This is a genomic window from Pseudomonas sp. PAMC25584 (assembly GCF_058135675.1).
Map to the genome: position 1 here is coordinate 3,522,353 of NZ_CM176870.1, position 18,680 is coordinate 3,541,032.

The 18,680-nt window shown below is 59.3% G+C and carries 18 protein-coding genes; 1 reads left to right on the plus strand and 17 read right to left on the minus strand.

All coding sequences use genetic code 11. The features are described 5' to 3' along the window. Nucleotides 1-2 precede the first annotated feature (2 nt). From ACS5Q8_RS16035 to ACS5Q8_RS16070, 8 genes are all read right to left on the minus strand, one after another. On the minus strand, nucleotides 3-338 hold the full coding sequence (locus tag ACS5Q8_RS16035; protein WP_276193301.1) for a nuclear transport factor 2 family protein: 336 nt from the start codon (nucleotides 336-338) through the stop codon (nucleotides 3-5). 51 nt (nucleotides 339-389) lie between these two features. Next, nucleotides 390-1,106 carry a helix-turn-helix transcriptional regulator gene (locus tag ACS5Q8_RS16040; RefSeq protein WP_276193302.1) on the minus strand — a complete coding sequence of 239 codons (717 nt, stop codon included), beginning with the start codon at nucleotides 1,104-1,106 and terminating at the stop codon, nucleotides 390-392. A 131-nt stretch (nucleotides 1,107-1,237) separates the two neighbouring features. Further along, nucleotides 1,238-3,895, minus strand: a complete 2,658-nt coding sequence (gene pepN / locus ACS5Q8_RS16045) for an aminopeptidase N (protein ID WP_465159134.1) — start codon at nucleotides 3,893-3,895, stop codon at nucleotides 1,238-1,240. A 13-nt stretch (nucleotides 3,896-3,908) separates the two neighbouring features. Further along, on the minus strand, nucleotides 3,909-4,739 hold the full coding sequence (locus tag ACS5Q8_RS16050) for a DUF2797 domain-containing protein (protein WP_276193304.1): 831 nt from the start codon (nucleotides 4,737-4,739) through the stop codon (nucleotides 3,909-3,911). Beyond that, entirely contained in the window at nucleotides 4,736-4,996 is a 261-nt protein-coding gene (locus ACS5Q8_RS16055) for a YeaC family protein (protein WP_247395729.1), read from the minus strand. The genes ACS5Q8_RS16050 and ACS5Q8_RS16055 overlap by 4 nt, the downstream gene beginning before the upstream one ends. A 12-nt stretch (nucleotides 4,997-5,008) precedes the next feature. Next, the gene (locus ACS5Q8_RS16060; RefSeq protein ID WP_426102561.1) at nucleotides 5,009-5,881 is read right to left on the minus strand and encodes a rhomboid family intramembrane serine protease; all 873 of its coding nucleotides are present in this window, start codon (nucleotides 5,879-5,881) and stop codon (nucleotides 5,009-5,011) included. Further along, nucleotides 5,878-6,849 carry a metallophosphoesterase gene (locus ACS5Q8_RS16065; protein WP_465159135.1) on the minus strand — a complete coding sequence of 324 codons (972 nt, stop codon included), beginning with the start codon at nucleotides 6,847-6,849 and terminating at the stop codon, nucleotides 5,878-5,880. Before ACS5Q8_RS16065 ends, ACS5Q8_RS16060 begins: the two co-directional genes overlap by 4 nt. Beyond that, on the minus strand, nucleotides 6,849-7,739 hold the full coding sequence (locus ACS5Q8_RS16070) for an NAD(+) kinase (protein ID WP_003217892.1): 891 nt from the start codon (nucleotides 7,737-7,739) through the stop codon (nucleotides 6,849-6,851). The genes ACS5Q8_RS16065 and ACS5Q8_RS16070 overlap by 1 nt, the downstream gene beginning before the upstream one ends. Nucleotides 7,740-7,883: 144 nt before the next feature. Here ACS5Q8_RS16070 and ACS5Q8_RS16075 point away from each other — a divergent pair, with 144 nt between their 5' ends. Then, nucleotides 7,884-8,831 carry a DUF1853 family protein gene (locus ACS5Q8_RS16075; protein ID WP_426102563.1) on the plus strand — a complete coding sequence of 316 codons (948 nt, stop codon included), beginning with the start codon at nucleotides 7,884-7,886 and terminating at the stop codon, nucleotides 8,829-8,831. 32 nt (nucleotides 8,832-8,863) lie between these two features. Here the strand turns inward: ACS5Q8_RS16075 and ACS5Q8_RS16080 are convergent, their stop codons facing one another. The 9 genes from ACS5Q8_RS16080 to ACS5Q8_RS16120 form a co-directional block, all read right to left on the minus strand. Continuing rightward, on the minus strand, nucleotides 8,864-11,866 hold the full coding sequence (locus ACS5Q8_RS16080; RefSeq protein ID WP_465159136.1) for an ImcF-related family protein: 3,003 nt from the start codon (nucleotides 11,864-11,866) through the stop codon (nucleotides 8,864-8,866). Nucleotides 11,867-12,165: 299 nt separating this feature from the next. Beyond that, complete coding sequence (locus tag ACS5Q8_RS16085) at nucleotides 12,166-13,326, minus strand: hypothetical protein (RefSeq protein WP_465159137.1); 1,161 nt, start codon at nucleotides 13,324-13,326, stop codon at nucleotides 12,166-12,168. A 2-nt stretch (nucleotides 13,327-13,328) separates the two neighbouring features. Then, a complete protein-coding gene (locus ACS5Q8_RS16090) occupies nucleotides 13,329-13,682 on the minus strand; it encodes a PAAR domain-containing protein (RefSeq protein WP_276193312.1) in 354 nt (117 codons plus the stop codon). 56 nt (nucleotides 13,683-13,738) lie between these two features. Further along, nucleotides 13,739-14,104: a YceK/YidQ family lipoprotein gene (locus ACS5Q8_RS16095; RefSeq protein ID WP_247403701.1), complete on the minus strand. Its 366-nt coding sequence runs from the start codon at nucleotides 14,102-14,104 to the stop codon at nucleotides 13,739-13,741. Between the two features lie 116 nt (nucleotides 14,105-14,220). Beyond that, nucleotides 14,221-15,003: a hypothetical protein gene (locus ACS5Q8_RS16100; protein WP_276193313.1), complete on the minus strand. Its 783-nt coding sequence runs from the start codon at nucleotides 15,001-15,003 to the stop codon at nucleotides 14,221-14,223. A gap of 225 nt (nucleotides 15,004-15,228) precedes the next feature. After that, nucleotides 15,229-17,322, minus strand: a complete 2,094-nt coding sequence (locus tag ACS5Q8_RS16105; RefSeq protein WP_465159138.1) for a lipase family protein — start codon at nucleotides 17,320-17,322, stop codon at nucleotides 15,229-15,231. Nucleotides 17,323-17,549: 227 nt separating this feature from the next. Beyond that, nucleotides 17,550-17,921 carry a DUF7079 family protein gene (locus ACS5Q8_RS16110; RefSeq protein ID WP_465159139.1) on the minus strand — a complete coding sequence of 124 codons (372 nt, stop codon included), beginning with the start codon at nucleotides 17,919-17,921 and terminating at the stop codon, nucleotides 17,550-17,552. Beyond that, nucleotides 17,906-18,268: a hypothetical protein gene (locus tag ACS5Q8_RS16115; RefSeq protein WP_465159140.1), complete on the minus strand. Its 363-nt coding sequence runs from the start codon at nucleotides 18,266-18,268 to the stop codon at nucleotides 17,906-17,908. The genes ACS5Q8_RS16110 and ACS5Q8_RS16115 overlap by 16 nt, the downstream gene beginning before the upstream one ends. A gap of 67 nt (nucleotides 18,269-18,335) precedes the next feature. Further along, nucleotides 18,336-18,680, minus strand: a complete 345-nt coding sequence (locus ACS5Q8_RS16120; RefSeq protein WP_465159141.1) for a hypothetical protein — start codon at nucleotides 18,678-18,680, stop codon at nucleotides 18,336-18,338.

The following is an 18,680-nucleotide window of genomic DNA, read 5'->3' on the forward strand; positions in this document are numbered from 1 at the left end:
ACTTACAAGGAGATATCCAGCCGTGAAATCTTGCCCTGTTCATTCAAGCGAAAGGTATAGCGCAGCTCCAGCGGGCTACCGGGGAAGTTACCGGAAACCACATTGTTGACCAATACCTTGCCGGTACGATGCTGCACGTTAAGTACTTCGACCCGGGACTGATAACGCTGCGCGGTGTCTTCCATCCAACGTGCGATGGCAGCGGTGCCGACCTGGTGCGCACCTTCATCGAACACGTTGGCGTCGTCGGCAAAACAGTGGGCAACAGCCGAGGTGTCGCGGGCATTGGTTGCCGCAATATAGGCCGCGATGGCCGGGGCCAGTTCAGCGAGGGACATGTCACAACTCCTTTGTGGTGATTTATGACGCGATGCTAAACCAGGGCTGTGTCAGTTTTTGTCAGGAGTAAACGGCGAGGATTGCTGCTGCTCCATCAACTTGCGCCAGGCCCGCAGCCAGTCACTGCGGCGCCCCGGATAACGCTCGCCCCGAGCCTCGGCGGCCGCCACGCGGTCGGTGCGAAAGGTGCGATACGCGCCCCGCAGTTCGCACCAGGCCACGATCACCCGCACCTCATTGAGAAAGCCCAGCGCCAGGGGCCAGACCAGCCGTTGGCTCTGAGTCTGGCTCGCATCGGCGTAATCGACATGCAATTTGGCCTGATTGCGAATGGCTTCGCGAAACACATTGAGCGGTACGCGGTTTTCCGGGTAGCCGAACCCTGGCGGGCCAGGTAGCAGCGTCGGGTTGCGCAACGCTTCCTGGGCGGCAGGGTCCAGCACGTCGGCAATTTTCGCCAAGGCATTGGCCGCGGCATGGCTCAAGACGTCGTCGCCACGCTGATCCACATAGCGCAGGCCGAGCACGATGGCTTCGGTTTCCTCGGCGTTGAGCATCAATGGCGGCAGAAACAGCCCGCTGCGCAGCACATACCCTACCCCGGCCTCGCCAAAAATCGGCGCCCCCAGCGCGGTCAATTCGGCGATGTCGCGATACAGCGTGCGCTCGGACACCTCCAACTGTGCCGCCAGCACGGCGGCGGTCACCGGACGCTTCTTGCCCCGCAGGGCCTGGAGCAACGTCAGTAAACGAGTGGTACGCGACACATTGAGCCCACCGGAAAAGGAAAGTGGCCAGCTTACCAGAGCACCCTGTCAGAAAATGTCAGCAGCAGCTCGGCCACCCACTATCCGGGGCGAAAAAAAACGGCCTACCGGCCGTTTTTTAATTGCGTGGTTTACGCAAGGCTCTTGCTGACTACCTCAAACACATCGCTCGACAGTTCACCGCAGGCACGAATGCGCTCCAGCTCCGCCTTCATCAGCGCCTGCCGCGCGCTGTCGTATTTGCGCCAGCGGGTCAATGGCGCCAACTGGCGCGAGGCGATCTGCGGGTTGAAGCCGTTCAACTGAATCACCAGGTCCGCCAGGAAGCGATAGCCCGAACCGTCCGCGGCGTGGAAGTTGATCAGGTTCTGCCCGGCAAACGCGCCCACTAGCGCGCGTACTTTGTTCGGGTTCTTGATAGTGAACGCCGGATGTTCCATCAACGCCTTGACCCGCGCCAGCCCGCCCGGCAACACGCTGCCGGCCTGCACGCTGAACCACTGGTCCATGACCAGCGGGTTGTCCTTGAAGGTTTCGGCAAACGTCGCCAGGGCCTTGGCTTTTTCCGCCTCGAACGGCGAATTCACCAACACCGCCAATGCAGTCAGGCGTTCGGTCATGTTGTCGCTGGTATCGAACTGGTCCAACGTCGCCGCCAGCACTTGCGGCTTGCCGCTGAGCATCAGGTACGACAGCGCAATGTTCTGCAAGGCACGCCGGGCAAAGTGCTCGGCAGCCGCCACATACGGGGTTTGCTTGGACAGTTCGCGGTTGGCCTGGTAACGCAGCCACAAGCCTTCAAACAGGTGGTCGGCCAGTTGTTTGCGGGCAAACTCGCGAGCGGTGTGAATGGCGTCGACATCGGCCACTTCACTGATTTCCGTCAGGTAGGCTTCACCTGGCAGCGAGAGCATTTCCGCGACCATCGCCTGGTCCAGGCTTTCATCGCTCAATACCGTGCGCAATGCGTCGATCAGGCGCTGATCCAGCTTCAGCGGCTGACCCGCTTGATACTGGCCAATCAGCTCCTGCAACACCTGCACCGACAGTTGCTGGCCGGCATCCCAGCGATTGAAGCCGTCGCTGTCGTGCTGCATCAGGAACATCAGCTGATCACGGGTGTATGGGAAGCTCAGTTTCACCGGCGCCGAGAAACCGCGCAGCAGCGAAGGCAGCGGTTGTTCAGCGATATCGACGAAGGTGAAGGTCTGCTCGGCCTCGGTCACCGAAATCACGCGGGACGTGCTGGCAGCGCTTGCCTCACCGGCCAGGCGCAACGCAATAGCGGCACCCTTGGCGTCCAGCAGACCCAATGCCACTGGCATCACGAACGGCAGCTTTTCCACCTTGTCCGGCGTTTCCGGGCAGCTCTGGCGGAAAGTCAGGCTGTAGGTTTTGGCCGCCGCATCGTAGGACTCGCTCACCGCCAAGCGTGGCGTACCGGCCTGGCTGTACCAACGCTTGAACTGGCTGAGGTCGGCGCCGTTGGCGTCTTCCATGGCCTTGATGAAGTCGTCGCAGGTCACGGCCTGACCGTCATGGCGTTCGAAATAGAGGTCGCTACCTTTGCGGAAGCCTTCGGCGCCGAGCAACGTGTCGATCATACCGACCACTTCCGAGCCCTTTTCGTACACCGTCAGGGTGTAGAAGTTGGAAATCTCGATAAAGCTATCCGGGCGCACGGCGTGGGCCATGGGACCGGCGTCTTCGGCGAACTGGTGAGTGCGCAGGTAGGCCACATCCTGGATGCGTTTTACCGTGGCCGAGTTCATGTCCGCAGAGAAGCCCGAGTCGCGGAACACGGTGAAGCCTTCCTTGAGCGACAGTTGGAACCAGTCGCGACAGGTCACGCGGTTGCCCGACCAGTTGTGGAAGTACTCATGGGCGACGATCGCCTCGACCCGCTGGTGTGCGGCGTCGGTGGCGGTTTCGGCGCGGGCCAGCACGGCGCTGGAGTTGAAGATATTGAGGCCCTTGTTCTCCATGGCGCCCATGTTGAAGTCGTTGACGGCGACGATCATGAAGATGTCGAGGTCGTACTCCCGGCCGTAGGTCTCTTCATCCCAGCGCATGGATTTTTTCAAACTGATCATGGCGTGCTGGCACTTGTCGATATTTTCCGGCTCGACATAGATACGCAGCGCCACGGTACGGCGGGTCATGGTGGTGAAGCTGTCTTCGACACACCACAAATCACCGGCCACCAGCGCGAACAGGTACGCCGGCTTCTTGAACGGGTCTTCCCAGGTGGCCCAGTGACGGCCGTCTTCGCCAGGACCGCTGGCAATCGGGTTGCCGTTGGACAGCAGCACCGGGTAGCTGTGTTGCTCGGCGATCACGGTGGTGGTGAAGGTACTCATCACGTCCGGACGGTCGAGGTAGTAAGTGATCTTGCGGAACCCTTCGGCCTCGCACTGGGTGCAAAACATGCTGCCGGACTTGTACAAGCCTTCGAGGGCGGTGTTGGTTTCCGGGTGGATCTTGACGGTGGTGTCGAGGGTGAAGGCCTCACTCGTGGGCTGCACGGTCAGGTGGCTGTCGGTCAACTGATAGTCGGCGTCCGTCAATTCCTGGTCAGCCAGGTTCACGCTCAACAGTTCGAGCTGCTGGCCGTCCAGCACCAACGGCGGCAAGCCGGCGCCACGCTCGGGGTTGCGGCGCATCACCAACTGCGCGTGGACCAGGCTGTGGTCCTCGAACAACTCGAAGGTCAGGTGCGTCTCGTCGATCAGGTAGTCCGGCGCCTGATAGTCCTTCAGGTAAATCATCTTCGGTTGTTCGGTGCGCATGGATGGCATCCTTTTACTGATGCACGGCGAGCTGGTAGGCCGTGTACTTACGAATATTGATGACGCCGGTGTCGAAGATCAGGTATTGGCCCTTGATCCCCAACAGCGTGCCTTCGGCAATCGGGTTCTTGTCCAGGTTGAAACTGACGATCTTGGTCGGGTATTGCTCAATCGGGTAACGGATTTCGATCGGTTCAATGTCGGCAACCGTTTGGATGGCTTGCAGGCCAAAGCGTTCCTGCAAACTCACCAGGCCGTCGGCGCAAGACGCGAACAGCTCATCGCGCACCTGCTTGAGGTCGACCGATTGCGCATCGCCCTTGAGCAAGGCACGCCAGTTGGTTTTGTCGGCCACCTGGCTGCGGAACAGGTCTTCGACGAAACCGGACTGCTGGCGCGTGGACACACGCACGATCGGCAGCGCCTGGCTGGCGCCCTGGTCCAGCCAACGCGTGGGCAATTGGGTGGCGCGGGTGATGCCGACCTTGACGCCCGACGAATTGGCCAGGTAGACCACATGGTCGGTCATGCAGAACTGCTCGCCCCACGCCGGATCACGGCAGGTGCCGGCGGCGTAATGACAACGCTCGGGGCTCATGATGCACAGGTCGCACTGGGCCAGTTTGGTCATGCACGGGTAGCAATAACCCTGGCTGAAGCTGGTCTTGGTCTTGCGGCCGCAATGGCTGCAATGGATCGCACCGAGGTATTCCAGGCGCACATGGGTGCCGATCAACGGGTTGACCGGCACCTCGGTATCGCCCAGACGAAACGCGTATTGAACAGTCGGCTCACCGAGTTGCGCCGACATTTTGCTGACTGCACCGCGACCAATTTCAATCAATGGATCGCATCCGACTTAAACAGGATGTTCGGCACGGTGGTCGACTTAGACTGGCATTCCTGCGGGCCCATATAACCGGTGCGCTGGTCTTCCGGCACGTTCTGGATTTCCCATGCGATCATCGCTTGCAACGACAGCTCACGCTGTTCGGCGGTGAGCTTGCGGCCGTCGGACCATTTGCCGATTTCGACGGCGAGCTTGAGGCTCTCGTAGATGTCCGGGGTGATGTTTTCGATCATTTCAGCAAAAGAGGACATTCAGGCTCTTCCTTAACGAATAGTGGATTTGCGACGACTGTACAAACCGCCCAACAAGCCGGTCAGGCAACCGATGGCCAGGCCGCCGACATGGGCGGCGTTGGCGATTTCGCCGAAACCGATCATCGAGACCAGCCCCGACAGGCACAGCACCAGCCACACCAGCATCATCACCAGTACCCCACGGGGCAGGCGATAGGCCGGGTTGGGCGAGAGGAGTTGATAGATCCAGCAGTGTCCCAGCAGCCCATACAACACGCCGGACAAGCCACCAAACAGGCCCGGGCCGCCATAGGTGTATTGAGCGAAGTTGGAGGCCAGGCTGAACAACAGCGTCAGGCCCAGCAGGTTGATACTGCCCTGGCGCGCTTCAATGCGTCGTCCCAGCTCCCAGTACCACATGCCATTCATGGCCAGGTGCAGGATGCCGAAGTGGATCAGCATCGGCGTGACCAGCCGCCACCACTGGCCCGAGGCCAATGTATCGGCCAGCGGCGTGAACTGGATGTACTCACCCATCACCCGGAACGGCAGGAAGGTCAGCCAGGCCATGGCTTGCAGGTTTTCACCGAGCAAGGTCACCGCGCCGACGATCAGGCTCGCCAGCAGCACCAGCGCCGTCACCGGGCTATGGCGCACTTGCTGAACAACCCCCGGGCGCGTGACCGGTGCCTGCTCGGGAATATCCAGTTGCTGGTCCGGATCGCCGGCCGGAAAACGTTGATACAAGACGCGCACGTCGTCGCTGATGGTCTCGGGCACCCACAACACCTGCTCGCCCGCTTCTTCACTGACGCGATGGGGCACCTGCATGCGTTGCAGCAGTTTGACGAAACCGCCCAGGTCGACGCTCAGCGGCAAGCGTAATACGGGCACGGCACTCATGTAATCACCTCGGGGCGCTCAACGTCGACCCATACGAATTTATGCGGATCGAGGCGGGTTTCCTGATCCAGTCGATACGCCACCAGCTTGCCGTACAGCACCGCGCTGTAGTCCAGGCAGGCCAGGTTCGGACGGATCGGCGCCGGTTTGCCGCTGCGCCAGTAATGTCCGACGAACAGCACAGGCTCGTCGACGCCGTAGCGCAACAGGGAATTCTTTTCAGAAGACGACAACGGTGTCCGCGCCACCGGCTCCGGCAATGCATCGGGCTGGAACACGATGTCGCCGTAGGTTTTCGGGTCTTCCTCCCAGAACTTGGTGCGAAAGAACGAACGCGTCAGGCCATCGCCGCCGGTCAGGGTCAAACCGTCCGGCAGACGCATGTCGGTGCCGCGCAGCAGGCGGTCGAAGGCGTTGCAGGCGAAACTGCCCGGCACCGCGGCGGCCTGCAGGAAATGCTGATCGATACAGCCATCCGGAAAGGTCGCGCGCAACGGCTGGATAAACCCGTCATCCCAACACGCATGCACCACGCGGAAACGTCCGGCGTCGACAAACAGTGGCATGTCATAAAACCAGCCAAGGAAGTCGTGCCAGTCGCCCGGATGCTGCTCGAATTGGGTCAGGGTCTCGTGAATCAGCCGCTCGTGCCGTGGCGTGTGTTCGCGCACGAACTGCTTGCCGCTGCCCGGCGGCGCGGGCGTGGCCCAGCCCAGGGCGTTGAACTCGTGGTTGCCCATGATGCATAACGCCTGCCCGGCCTCGGCCATGTCATGGACGATGTGCAGCGCCTCGCGAATCCGCGGGCCACGGTCGATGATGTCGCCGAGGAACACCGCCATGCGCGACGGATGGCGCCAGGTGCCAGCGTGCTTGTGGTAGCCCAACTGGTCGAGCAAGTGCTCAAGCGTATGGGCGCAACCGTGCACATCGCCAATCAGGTCGTAGCTACGCGCGGGATCGAGCATCAGTCGCCTCCACCCCCCAAGCGGCTGCCCCAGCCCAACTTGGTGCGGCACACTTCATAGTAGTTGTGGTCCAGCGGATGGATCAGCCGCAGCTTCTGCGCCTTTTTGCTCACGGTGATGGTGTCGCCGGGGGCGCAGGTGAAGTGGTTCTGCCCGTCACAGGAGACTTGCGGGTAAATCTGCATGTCTTTGGAAACCACGATTTTCAGCTCACTGTTGCCGTCGACCACGATAGGCCTGCTGGACAACATATGGGGGTACATCGGCACAATCACAATGGCATCAAGCTTGGGGTGCATGATCGGTCCACCCGCCGACAGCGCATAGGCGGTAGAGCCGGTGGGCGTGGCGACGATCAGGCCATCGGCCTTTTGGCTGCACACGAACTGGCCGTCGATATACAACTCGAATTCGATCATCCGCGTGGATTTGCCGGGGTGCAGCACCACATCGTTGAGGGCATCGCCCTGGCCAATGGCTTCGCCGTGGCGACGCACTTCGGCCTGCAGCAGGAAACGGTTCTCCACCAGGTAATGGCCGTCGAGCACCTTGGCCACTTCAACTTCCAGCTCATCGGGACGAATATCGGTCAGGAACCCCAGGCTGCCACGGTTAATCCCCAGCACCGGCACGTTATGCCGCGCCAGCGCCCGTGCGGCGCCGAGCAGGCTGCCGTCGCCGCCGACCACAATCACCATGTCACACACTTCACCGAGCATCTTGCGCGACGAGGTTTGCAGGCCATGGCCCGGGAGGATTTCGGCGATGGTGTCTTCGAGGATCACATGCAGGTGGCGCTCGAGCAGAAACTTTTTCAGCCGGCGGACGGTGTCCAGCACCTGGGTACTGCCCAGGCGACCGATAATGCCGATATTGCGAAATTGCTCCATGGGGCTCCTGCGGGATTGGGGGTGTGGCAAAAAAGAACGATTATGGGCGAAAGGCCCCGTCAGGCAAAATCCTTTGTCGCTGTGAAGCCTTGATGACAACGCTTCTCAGCCACCCGACCTTGCGTAAAAGGCTATGCTCGGACCATGACCGTCTTCCCCGACTTGCACAACCTGCCCCGCCAACTGCGCCATCCCGAGGTGCGCGACTTGGCGTGGGTGATGCTCGCCCCGCCCATGCTCGCGCAAACGCCGTGGCCGCAACGCCATCCGCTGGCCGGCAGCGACTGGGTACAGGCGCCCGACCGTCTCGAACACTGGCTGCGGCACTTGGACCAGGACAGCAGCCCCCTGCAGCATTGGCTGAACCTGGCAAGCACCCGGCGCCTGGGCCTTTACTACGAACGCCTGTGGCAGTTCGCGGTGCAGCATGCGCCGGGCGTGGAACTGTTGGCCGCTAATCTGCCGATCCGCCGCGCCGGGCATACCCTGGGTGAACTGGACATGCTGCTGCGCGACGGCGATGGCGTGCATCACTTGGAGCTGGCGATCAAACTCTACCTCGGCCCGCAGGACGGCAACGGCCAGGACACCGCACGGTGGCTGGGGCCGGGTTGTCATGATCGGCTGGATCGCAAGCTGGCGCACCTGGCCCAGCATCAATTGCCGATTTCGGCACGCCCGGAGAGCCACGAGGCGTTGGCGGCGCTGGGCATCGAGCAGTTCGATGCGCACTTGTGGCTCGGCGGCTATTTGCTCTATCCCTGGCCTGGCCAGGCTGAACCGCCCCACGGCGCTCACCCAGAGCATTTACGTGGACGCTGGCTGCATCAGCGTGATTGGCGCGACTTTGTCAGCGTCAGTGCACCCGGTCGCTGGCAGCCCTTGCCCCGGCATGCGTGGCTGGCGCCGGCGCATTACCTGGCAGAAGCGGTGTGGAGCGAAGAACAGATGCAAGGATGGCTGGCGGACCTGGCGCCAATGGCTCCGGCTCAGTTGCTGGTGCGGCTGGTTCAGAACGGCGAGGATTGGGAGGAAGCTGAGCGGCTGTTTCTGGTGGCGGATCTTTGGCCGAATGTGCCGGGCGCTTCCTGACCGGCAAGGAGCCGCCTCACCGACTCCATGGCTCAGCCCTCATTGAGGAATATCTGTTGCGGCAACGCGAAGCTGCGCAGTTTGAGCAACGCCAACGGCCCCGCATCCAATTCGGTGCGCAGGTGCCACGTCAGGTTCAAGCCGTCAGGCGCCTTGAGCGCCAGGCGGTAGCGGCTGTCACCGTCGTCCAACGGCGTGACCTGGGCTTTTTCCAGCAAACGGATCAGGCCCCAGGTGCCGGGGTAGTCGCCAAATAACCGCTCGCCGGCGTGCACGCTGGTCCAGCTGAGGCTCACGCCGGGATAGTCGCTGCGGCCCGGCCAGTTGAAACGCTGCCAGCTTTCTTTCTGGTTGAAGTACTGGTGCCGGTCGCCGTTGAGGATGAAGGTGGTTTGCACCACATCGCGCACGGGTTTGCCTTGCAGTTCAAAGCTCAGTCCCATGCCGCCGTCGGTGTAGAGCACATCGGCCAGGTCGCTCAGTTGATTGATGGCGCTCAGAAACTGCGGGTTGAAGCGCAGGCCCTGGCTGTGGCGTGGATCGGCTACCCAACGGCTGCCGTCCTTGCGCAGCACGCCGCTCAATTGCTGCTGTAGAAACTGTGCGATACGCCCGGAATCCGCGCGGATCATTTGCCCCAACATCGGCAACGAGGCGTCGCTGGTGGTGGCCGCAAAGGGATAGCGGCTGGCGAAAGCAGCGTTCCAATGGCTGACGATCGAGCGCTGCCACTGGCTATTGAGACCGGCAGCGGACGGTTGCAAGACGCGTTGCCAGGCCTGTTCCAATGGCTGCACGAACAGCGTCTGCGCCGCCCCGCCCCACTCCGCGCCCAGGCTCGCAGCCAGCAGGCTGCCGTAGGATTGGGTGTCGGTGAGGTCGATGCTGCGGCCTTGAAAGACGGTTTGCGCCAGAGCCTGGGTCATTTCCAGGGGGTCAGGCGCGGTGCTGATCTGCTGCAATTTCAATCGCACCCGTGTCACGCGGGTGAGGAAGGCCTGGAGACTGAGGCCGTCATTGTTGTTCTTGTCCAGCAGCGCCAATAACGGGCCGAAGGTGGCGTCCAATGGGCCCTTGGATGCGTGGACCAACGGCTCGATCGCCGGGGCCTTATCCTGCCCGATCAGCTTTTGCGCGGACTGTATCAACGAGTCGGCCAGGGCCTGGTTGCGAGTGCCGGCCTGCCCTTGATAGGCCAGCGTGTTCATCAGGGCAATCAGCGGCGATTGGCGTACATCGCTCATCAGCGTCAATTGGTCGATTGACTCATCGAGGCTCGCGGCCTGCTGCCAGCGCAGGCTGTTGAACAGATCCAGCCAGGCGCTGGCGTAGTCCTGGAAGTAGCGCTCAGTGAGCCGTTCGCGGAGCTGGTCCGGGCTCAGGTGGGTGTCGATATCGGCGGGTTTGTCGCTGAGCACCCAGTCGATTTCCTCGCGGCGCGCCTCGGCGATCGCATCGATGGCTTGGCGCACCTGGCCCTTCCAGGCCTGACGGGTGAACACGCCGAGCACGCTGGCGTCGGTGGTGAACAGGGCCTGGGCGTCGGTGTCGCCGACCAGTTGGTGCAGGCTCAAGGCCGGGTAGTGATTGGCGGCGTCATCGAGCAGTTGTTGGTACAGGTTGGCCTCGGCATTGCGTTGGCCCAATTGACCGAGCAGGATTTGCCTGACTTGTGCGACCAGCTGCGCGTCGGTGTCGATACGCCAAGCCGGGTTTTCAGCCAGGTGCTCGGCGTAGAACTGCCACAGATTGGGCGACAGGGTTTGCCAGAGGCCTGGTGCTATCCCTGCGCGGAAGGGCTCCACGTTGCTCAGGGTTTTGACCAGAAGATTGGCGTCGGCTTTGTCCGGACGCGTCATCATCAGGTAGGCCTTGAGCTGGTCGTAGGCATCGCGGGCGCGTTCGGCGCGCTCGGGATTGTCCGGCGCCAGCTTGACCAGCGCGGTGAGCTGCTGGCGTAAAGCGACGGCGGCCGGATCACGGATCAGGCGGTTGTTGGCTTCGACGTAACGTGGCCACACCGTTTCCAGCAGCGCCGGGGTTTGATTCAGGCCGAAGCGCTGGTACCACGGAGCGCCGTGTTCGGCGCGGTAATCCAGGCGTGCCAGTTCGCGCATCAGATCGTTGAGTGCGCTGAGTTGCTCGTCGCTACTGCCCGTCTGCTGCAATGCCGCCAACGAACTTTGCACCTGGGCGATTTGCGCACGGTTGCTGACCAACGAGAGCAACAATCCGGCGCCCCATAACGTCGCCAAACCCAACACCAGCGCATAGCCAACGCGCGGCACGCTCCAGCCCAGCCGGCGGCCACTGGCGTTATCGCCGAGTACGCCGTGCCACACCGAGGCAACCGACCACTCCTGTTGTTGATCATGCGGCGAGCGCTGTACCGGCAGGCTGAACCACACCCCACGCAACGGCACACCCTGAGCAAAATCGCTGCCCAAAGGCGCCAGCGTATGACGCCAGCGGGCGATGCCCTCGCCCTGTAAATCCCGGGACAGGCGCAGCAGAAAATCATGCTTCATCACACCGTTCATCTGCGCCAAGCCCTCGCGGCGCAAAGGCTCCAGCAAGCGCGTCAGCGCGGTTTCCAATGCCGCCGCCGTGAACCGCTCGGGCAACCGGCAACCCACCGGCTGCGCCTTGCGAGTGTCCTGCGCCCATGTACTGTCGCAGACCTGCCAGAGGTATAACGGCAACTGCCAGTGCAGGTCACGGGCAAGGCGCTGCACCTGGCGTACACCTTTACCCATCGCGGCATCGTCGGCGGCCTGGGTTTTGTTCAACGCCCAAACCACCCCGTCCAGCGCACGCCTGCGGCTCAGCCCACTCCAGTGCTTAGGGAATGATTGATCCAGCGCGGCCTGGGCACTGCCTCCCCACAACAGGACCGTGCCTTGGCCTTCGAGCCATTGCTGATCGGCCAGGGTTGGGGCGATGGCTTCGATTTCGGTGGGTTCGCCGATGACGAGAAGCAGGCGGGTTTTGCGGCGCCAGAAAATACCGTGGTGGTCACGTAAATGCGCGCGCATCTCTGAGACATGAACAATCGGTTGGCGAGGCAAAACCATCTGTGAGTCTGCCGGGGGATAGACCTTATCCGCCCGCCCCTGCTCGCGGTGGTTTTGTCGTTTGAGATGCGCTAATAACCGTGGTGCCAGAAAGCCCACCATTGCAATGGTGATAATCAGCAGAAAAACCAACAGTTTGTGGTAATTCTCAGCTAGCCCGATCTGATCGCCATAACGCCAGATCACCCAGCCCAGCGCGGCTACCAGCGTAATGATCCACACTGCTGCCCCCGCGCGGCGCCATGAATTACTCCAAACGTTCATGCCAACTCTCCCGTGGTAATAGTGCTCATCCAGTGCTGCGATTCTTCTCGTGCCAATACCAACAAAGGCTCGCGCTGATGCCGGGATATTTCCACACCCAGCGCAGTTACTAGCCAATGACCGAGCGGGCCCGATAGCCCGCACAGACGTTCCTGAGTCCACTGCCGCTCCGCCTTGAGCGAAGCACCATGGGCGCCTGCTACTGCAAGCATTTTTCCGGTCAGTGGCTGCCAGTCGGCGGCGTCGACCAACATGCCGGTTGCCCGGCAAGCGCTCACTTGGGTTTGCAGAAACAACAGTAATTCGCTGTCCAGCGCGTCGATATCCAATGGCATTGGCCGCAACAAACCAGCCGTGATCGGTAGCTCCAAGACGATTGCCAGGCTGTCCGGGCATAGCAGCAAGGCGGCAAGCCCGTCGGAGTACGAGTCATCACCGTGCACCTGGAGCACCAAAATCAACTCAATGGCTGCGGTGGCGGCCTTCAACGATTCATCGATCCACCGGTACGACAATTCGCTAGCCAAGGTGAGCGCTATGGGTAGCGGTCGGCTCATCGTGATGGTCCAGGTCTGCTGCCAGGCATCGCGCAAGGCTTCATATTCGCAGGGATCGACATCGCTCAGCAGGGTGACGCGCAGTTCCTGCCCCGTCGGTAACGCATGCAGTGCCGGCACCAATGCCTGAATCAACATCTGCAATCCGGCTTGAGCACGCTCCGAGCCTACAGGCAAAGCCGCAATACGCCGTGCTTGCCCTGTGCGGGGAGGTAAATCAAAGGAACCCTGAGTTAATACACTCGCAGACACCTGATCAGGCAGCAGCACGCAACTGGCAGACACTGCCAGGTAGCGCTGCGCCCAACCCTGCCAGGAACGCTGCGCACTTTGCGCCTCCTCCTCCAGAAACTGGCAATGGCTCAACGCAGTCCCATAGGCATGGGCACGCGCAGCGAACGCCAGGATCCAGACCACCAATGGCGAAGCGGACAATGCCCAAATGTTGAGCGTATTCAGTAACGGTATCCGTTCGGAGGCATGCAGCAAAAACAGCAGCACGCAGACCAGCACCGCCATGAGTGCAGCCAATAGCCAACGGCCCAGCACCGGCGGTTTTGGAGCGTCCACCACATGAGGTGCCTGACGATCCCAGCCCATGACTAACCCACCCCACAATCGGGAGCGCTGGAAATCACCTGGCAATCGCACTCACAGCGGCAGCCGTTGACCACCATCGCCCGATCACCCTCAGACCAGTCCGGGCAGCCATCAACAATCTTGTTGACGCCATGCCCCGGCAGCGGGCAACGAACTTTGTCTCCGACCAGTGCTACTCGCTTGCCATTTACGATCATCGTGGATGAGGCCGATATCACTTCTCCACCGTGAGTGGTTTTATCACCCAATAAAACAAATCCTTGTGACATATATAAAATTTTCCAAAACTCGCCCATTGAAAAACAGGCTTCCATAAAAATGATCAAAATATTCGTTAGAGGATTGATTTCGACCAATAAAAATTAGTTCGCCCCAAAAACGCACTACCTTTTAGCTGGCCAGTGCCCAATCGCTACGTAAACTTTCGCGGACAATTCAGCTCGCCGTTGTCAGCCTCTAATGCACTCCCAAGAGTCAACGTGTCGAAAACAAAAGAAAAAGGTAAATCGATAATAGCTAACGGAATAATCAGTCCATTACTCCCTTTGATCAGTGTCCAATCAGTCGCTGCATGAAAATCCAGCTGAACGCCTTGATAAGGGCAAGTCGGGCCATTCATAACTGCCGCCCCTATTGCCGCACAGCCCGAATGCAGTCCGGCAACAAGCCCTAAAAACCCGAACTTTAAGCGCTTCGCACAACCACTTCCCTGACTAACCCTCACAATGTTTTTAAAGCGAGAATGGCCAGCACACGCAATTAAATTCAAATAAACCATCGCAAACACCCAATATAAATACATGACTAAGTTTTATCTAAGGCTCACGTTAGCCGACATCAGGGATAAAACATTAAGCGTTAATCGTAAGGCCTGAACAGAAGGAAACATGCGATTCATCGAGCCTTCTCCGCAGTCAGGCGAATGGATTGCAGTTTCTTGAAGCTTGGGTCACGACCATCAGCCACCACGCTGCCATCGGGGTAGATATAGCGGGTATAACCCTCGCCCTGCACCTTTGGCTCCACCGAATACAATGCATAGTTGGCATGCAGCAGCGGTTCGAAAGTCACCCTCCTAGCGTCGGAGGCCCGATAATACAAATAGATTTCACCCTCACCGAATAGCCACGCGCGCGTTTCATGTCGACCAATGAATTGCTCGTTAACCAAAGGGTAATAGTCTTTACTGATCAGCACGTCACCGTTGACTTCTATCGTTGGCTGAAAAGCAGAACGTTGTTGTGGCAGATGCTTATCGAACATCACGATCACCCCGCCCCCAGGGCCCGCTTTAACATTCTCGCCAAAGTGCGTTGTATTGGCGTAGGTGACGCCAAAAGTCACATTACTCAGTTGCCACTGGCATCGGCTACCGCCATTGATGGGCAACTTGGCCTCATATAGGCCGCTCTGCCCCTGCTGTTGCGGTTGAACCGTAGTGGACAAGTAACCGTCCTCTTCATAAGTGGTCCAGTCTGGCCCGGATCGTTTGATCGGGCATTTCTCCGAGCGGTACATCACCTGCATGGGTTCCGCCGTGAGGTTCTGCGGGACCTTCACCACGACGCTGACCTGTTCCCCGCCCGGTGGCGGTGCCAAGGTCCGGTTCTGGGCGCAACCGTTTAGGCAGAGCAGCAGCAACAAAGCGCCGCTCATGGGGCTTAGGCGAATATTCATAGGCTGTGTTCCTCCGTGATCGCTAGCAGTGCGTCGGGAAACTCGACGGTTATCGCACCTGGGTAACGGGAGGGAGTGGGTTGGCTGTACCCCCCGCTTTCCTCGACTGCCTGGTAGTTCACGTGTTGCACTGGACCCTGCGCAGGGCGGATCAGAATGTTCATGGTTTTATGTGTTCCCTTATGGCTAATGTGTTGGGTGGCTATCGCACCCCGATGCGTAGATTCAGGCTTGGGTGATCTCGATCATCACGCCGAACTCTCGCTCTCGGCAGAAACGCTGCAGGGCTTCAGGGCCGCCTTCCAGGTCTTGAGTCATGCGCAAGGCCATGGGTAACAACTTCTGCAAGGCAAGGAACTGCTCGTTGCGGTGCTTTTCCGCTTCGGGGACGCCCAACCCATGCATCTGCGTCTCGAACTTCGCCCGTTGCGCCTTGCGCTCCAGTGGCCGTTCGGGATCGCTCAACTCCAGCAACTGGTTGTGCAAGAAGGGTAAGTAGGCAGCGACCATCGAGTGATCCATCGGGTTACTGCGGCGAGTGCTACGTTCAGGATTAGTGTGTGACGGAAAGAACCGCGTCAGGCTTTCCCGGCTCATCGAGCGAATGAGGGCCTTCTGCTCTTCACAGGCGAAGCGGCTGAACTCATCGCTCAGGCTGGGCACCAGGTAGAGGCGGGCTCGGTGCGGCAAACGCTTAAGAATGGTGGTGTGGTAAGGCGCGCCCAGGCCTTCTCTACTCCGCTCGACGGGGTTATTTGAGGCCCGCGACTCCACATGCTGGTCAGCGCGGTAGAACATGGCGATTTGGCCGTGATGCCAGTAGGGGTCGCCAAAGCGCACCAGTTTGCCGGCCACCAGTTCACCCACGGACCAGATGTAGCCTAGGTCGTGGCCCAGCGGCCCCAGGGCATCGTAAAGCCAGTTATCCAGTTCCGCCTCGGGTGGCACGCTGGTGATGGTGTCGGCGTCGTTGACATGGCGAAAGTGGGTCACCGTTTTCAGGCGCTCCAGTGCCTTGGCCGTGAAGGTACGGGGCATACCGTAGGTGTAGAGCAGGGGGTTGCGATCTTTCAGCTCGGCGGAGTGGATCAGAGCCAGGGCGCCGCCCAGGCTATGGCCGCAAATGAACAGTTTTCTATTAGCTAACGCTTTCTGAATGTCATCAAAGCGTTGAGAAAACAGCTTCTTAGCCACCTCAAACGCATGCAAAAACCCATAGTGCACACTGCCGACATCCGTCAAAGGCGTACACGCAGACTTCAAGTCGCAGCCGCTGCCATCGGCCGGCATCGGGCGGTACAGCACATCCGTCAGCCAGTCCTTGGGTTCCTGTGTCCCGCGCCAGGCCACAACCACTTGAGTCTGGTTGATGCAATAGAACAACTGGGTGTTTTCGATGATGAGCCGCGGAATCTCGGAGGTGCCCGACGGGCGCTTGGCCTCCAGCGAATCCAGCATAACCGCCGTGGTGTAGCGCTGGTTGAAGGGGACGTCTACCACCAGTGCTGGCAGACGCGTCCCTCCGGAGTCAATCATCACCGGCGTGCGCGACAGGTCCAGGCACTGACGTAAAAAGAACTCCTCCACCGAGCCTGAGACGGTACTGGGATCGGTGCCCGGTCGTTGCTTCAACATGTTCTGGGCGACAATGCTGTAGGACAGGTTGGCCATCAGCCCAAGGTTATAGGCATTGGCCATGCTGTATTCGGGTTGGTGATGCAGAACCAAAGACCAGGCACGGAAGGGGTAAACTTCCAACACGTGACGGCGATTCAGCGCTTCGTACTCAACGGTGAAACCGCTGAATGCCGGGTCCGGGAAGTGAAAGGCCGGAGGCCACTTCGGGTCCTCCAAAGGCGGATCAAGGGTCGGTAATCGGTCGCATAACTGACCGATACGCAGGTAGTGGTAGCAGTGACCTGCCGCGAGGGCCTGCTTCTCGACGGGCGAGAAACCCGAATGCTGCGGACCATACAGCGGGGTCCGATCTCCGATTACGGGCCGAGGCGGTTCGGCACGCAGGGCACGCAAGCGACGGGTTTGCAGCAGCTCGGCCAAAGGATCGGCCTGCACTTTCAGGGTGATGGGAATCGGGTGCAGCCCCTCAATACGGATCACGCCCTGAGCATCGCTGAGCCCCGCACATTCGGGGAAGCACCTCTCCCGGATGGCGTCGTTGATCGCCTGATAGGGCATGTTCGCCAGGGGCGCACCCTGCTCGTCCAGCAACTGGAGTTCGATCCAATGCTGTTTCTGTTCCCCTCCGATGAAGTCCTTGCTCGGATTGAGGGTATCCGTGCGGTGCATTGGATCGTTCATATAACCCCTTAAAAATTTATATTCTCTGAGCAATCACCCGATCAATTGAGTCAATCGGGGTAATCGACCCCACACTTCACAACACGCCACCCCGGCCTAAAAACCCATTAATAAAAATGAATATCCTGAATAATAAAAAAACAAATAACCGCTACTCCGACTACTCAACCAAAACAATACCTGGTCGCGGCTTATACCCGGCAACACTTAAAGTTCTCAAATTCGCATTACCCCTCACTTTTGACCCTTTCGATTTCAGCCTTTAGCTCGGCCCACACTTTTGCACTAACAATCCGTATCAATCGCCCCATCACACCAGATAGACATTTACCGATCACCCCCTGCTCGACCCTCTTCTTGACCAAGGATTCAATATCAGCCACCAACTGCTCCTTATCGAAATACCAGCAAACAGGTGGCACTGGCGCCAGCATATTACTGACGCATACCGGAGCCACTCTCTCAAACAAAGCAAACTCAACCTCCTCAACAGAGTAATTCTTTGCCACCCCTGCAATGTGTTTGTAGTCAACATTGGCATCTACAAATAAATCAGAGAGTGCAGCCCAGAGTTGACGCTGATCTAATTGATTTTCCATTTAGTAAACTCTTCTATTTCATCGTCGAGGGAGTCCGCTAATTTCGAGGCCGCCCAGCCAGAGGCAACCCCGCCCGCCAGCATTAAACCGATTGCACAAAACGGCGCGCCGGGCCCGCACACGGTAGAGACGGCAAAACTCGCCAAGGTAGTTCCTGCAAAACCACCGCTTATCGTAATACCCTGCTTGATCAACTCTTTCTGCTTATTCTCTGCATTCGCGATCTCGTAGGTTGCATAAGCGACCGTCACGACAATCAAAACCTTACCTGAGACTTTTAACACTCGATTTAAAGTATTAAATCCCGTGTTAGGCCTCGCCGAAGACTCTACGATTTCGTAATACATGGCATTTTTTTGCTCAGCATTGAGCGCCGCAAAGTTTTTACCAAATTTTTTGCCGGCTTTTTTCGTCCTATAGCTTTTCTAAATCCGGAGAAACAACCTTCCTTTTCTCTGCAATAGCCCGTCCGGGCATTGAGGTTTTCTGCCTGGTTTCCGCCATGATTTTATTTCGTGCTTCGTAGCAGAATTCCGCCGCCTCCTTTATTGACACTTTCCCCGCATTGACTTGCGCCAACACCTGCGCCTTGACTCGCTTAATATTGCTGCTGTAGTTATCACGCTGCCTCGCATCATTTATAAATCCTGAAGAAAACTTGAGCGCTGCCCCCTCAAAACTTTCAAGAGCGCCCTCCAAAGTATCATCGTCAACCTGATGATCTTGTCGAGCCATATAGTTCCGGTAAAAAGCATCCAT

Bases quoted from the DNA above. Each gene is read 5' to 3' on its own strand.
- ACS5Q8_RS16035 (WP_276193301.1), bottom strand. From the start codon at position 338: ATGTCCCTCGCTGAACTGGCCCCGGCCATCGCGGCCTATATTGCGGCA.
- pepN (WP_465159134.1), bottom strand. From the start codon at position 3,895: ATGCGCACCGAACAACCGAAGATGATTTACCTGAAGGACTATCAGGCG.
- ACS5Q8_RS16055 (WP_247395729.1), bottom strand. From the start codon at position 4,996: ATGTCCTCTTTTGCTGAAATGATCGAAAACATCACCCCGGACATCTAC.
- ACS5Q8_RS16060 (WP_426102561.1), bottom strand. From the start codon at position 5,881: ATGAGTGCCGTGCCCGTATTACGCTTGCCGCTGAGCGTCGACCTGGGC.
- ACS5Q8_RS16065 (WP_465159135.1), bottom strand. From the start codon at position 6,849: ATGCTCGATCCCGCGCGTAGCTACGACCTGATTGGCGATGTGCACGGT.
- ACS5Q8_RS16070 (WP_003217892.1), bottom strand. From the start codon at position 7,739: ATGGAGCAATTTCGCAATATCGGCATTATCGGTCGCCTGGGCAGTACC.
- ACS5Q8_RS16075 (WP_426102563.1), top strand. From the start codon at position 7,884: ATGACCGTCTTCCCCGACTTGCACAACCTGCCCCGCCAACTGCGCCAT.
- ACS5Q8_RS16080 (WP_465159136.1), bottom strand. From the start codon at position 11,866: ATGCGCGCGCATTTACGTGACCACCACGGTATTTTCTGGCGCCGCAAA.
- ACS5Q8_RS16085 (WP_465159137.1), bottom strand. From the start codon at position 13,326: ATGGGCTGGGATCGTCAGGCACCTCATGTGGTGGACGCTCCAAAACCG.
- ACS5Q8_RS16095 (WP_247403701.1), bottom strand. From the start codon at position 14,104: ATGGTTTATTTGAATTTAATTGCGTGTGCTGGCCATTCTCGCTTTAAA.
- ACS5Q8_RS16100 (WP_276193313.1), bottom strand. From the start codon at position 15,003: ATGAATATTCGCCTAAGCCCCATGAGCGGCGCTTTGTTGCTGCTGCTC.
- ACS5Q8_RS16105 (WP_465159138.1), bottom strand. From the start codon at position 17,322: ATGAACGATCCAATGCACCGCACGGATACCCTCAATCCGAGCAAGGAC.
- ACS5Q8_RS16110 (WP_465159139.1), bottom strand. From the start codon at position 17,921: ATGGAAAATCAATTAGATCAGCGTCAACTCTGGGCTGCACTCTCTGAT.
- ACS5Q8_RS16115 (WP_465159140.1), bottom strand. From the start codon at position 18,268: ATGTATTACGAAATCGTAGAGTCTTCGGCGAGGCCTAACACGGGATTT.
- ACS5Q8_RS16120 (WP_465159141.1), bottom strand. From the start codon at position 18,680: ATGGATGCTTTTTACCGGAACTATATGGCTCGACAAGATCATCAGGTT.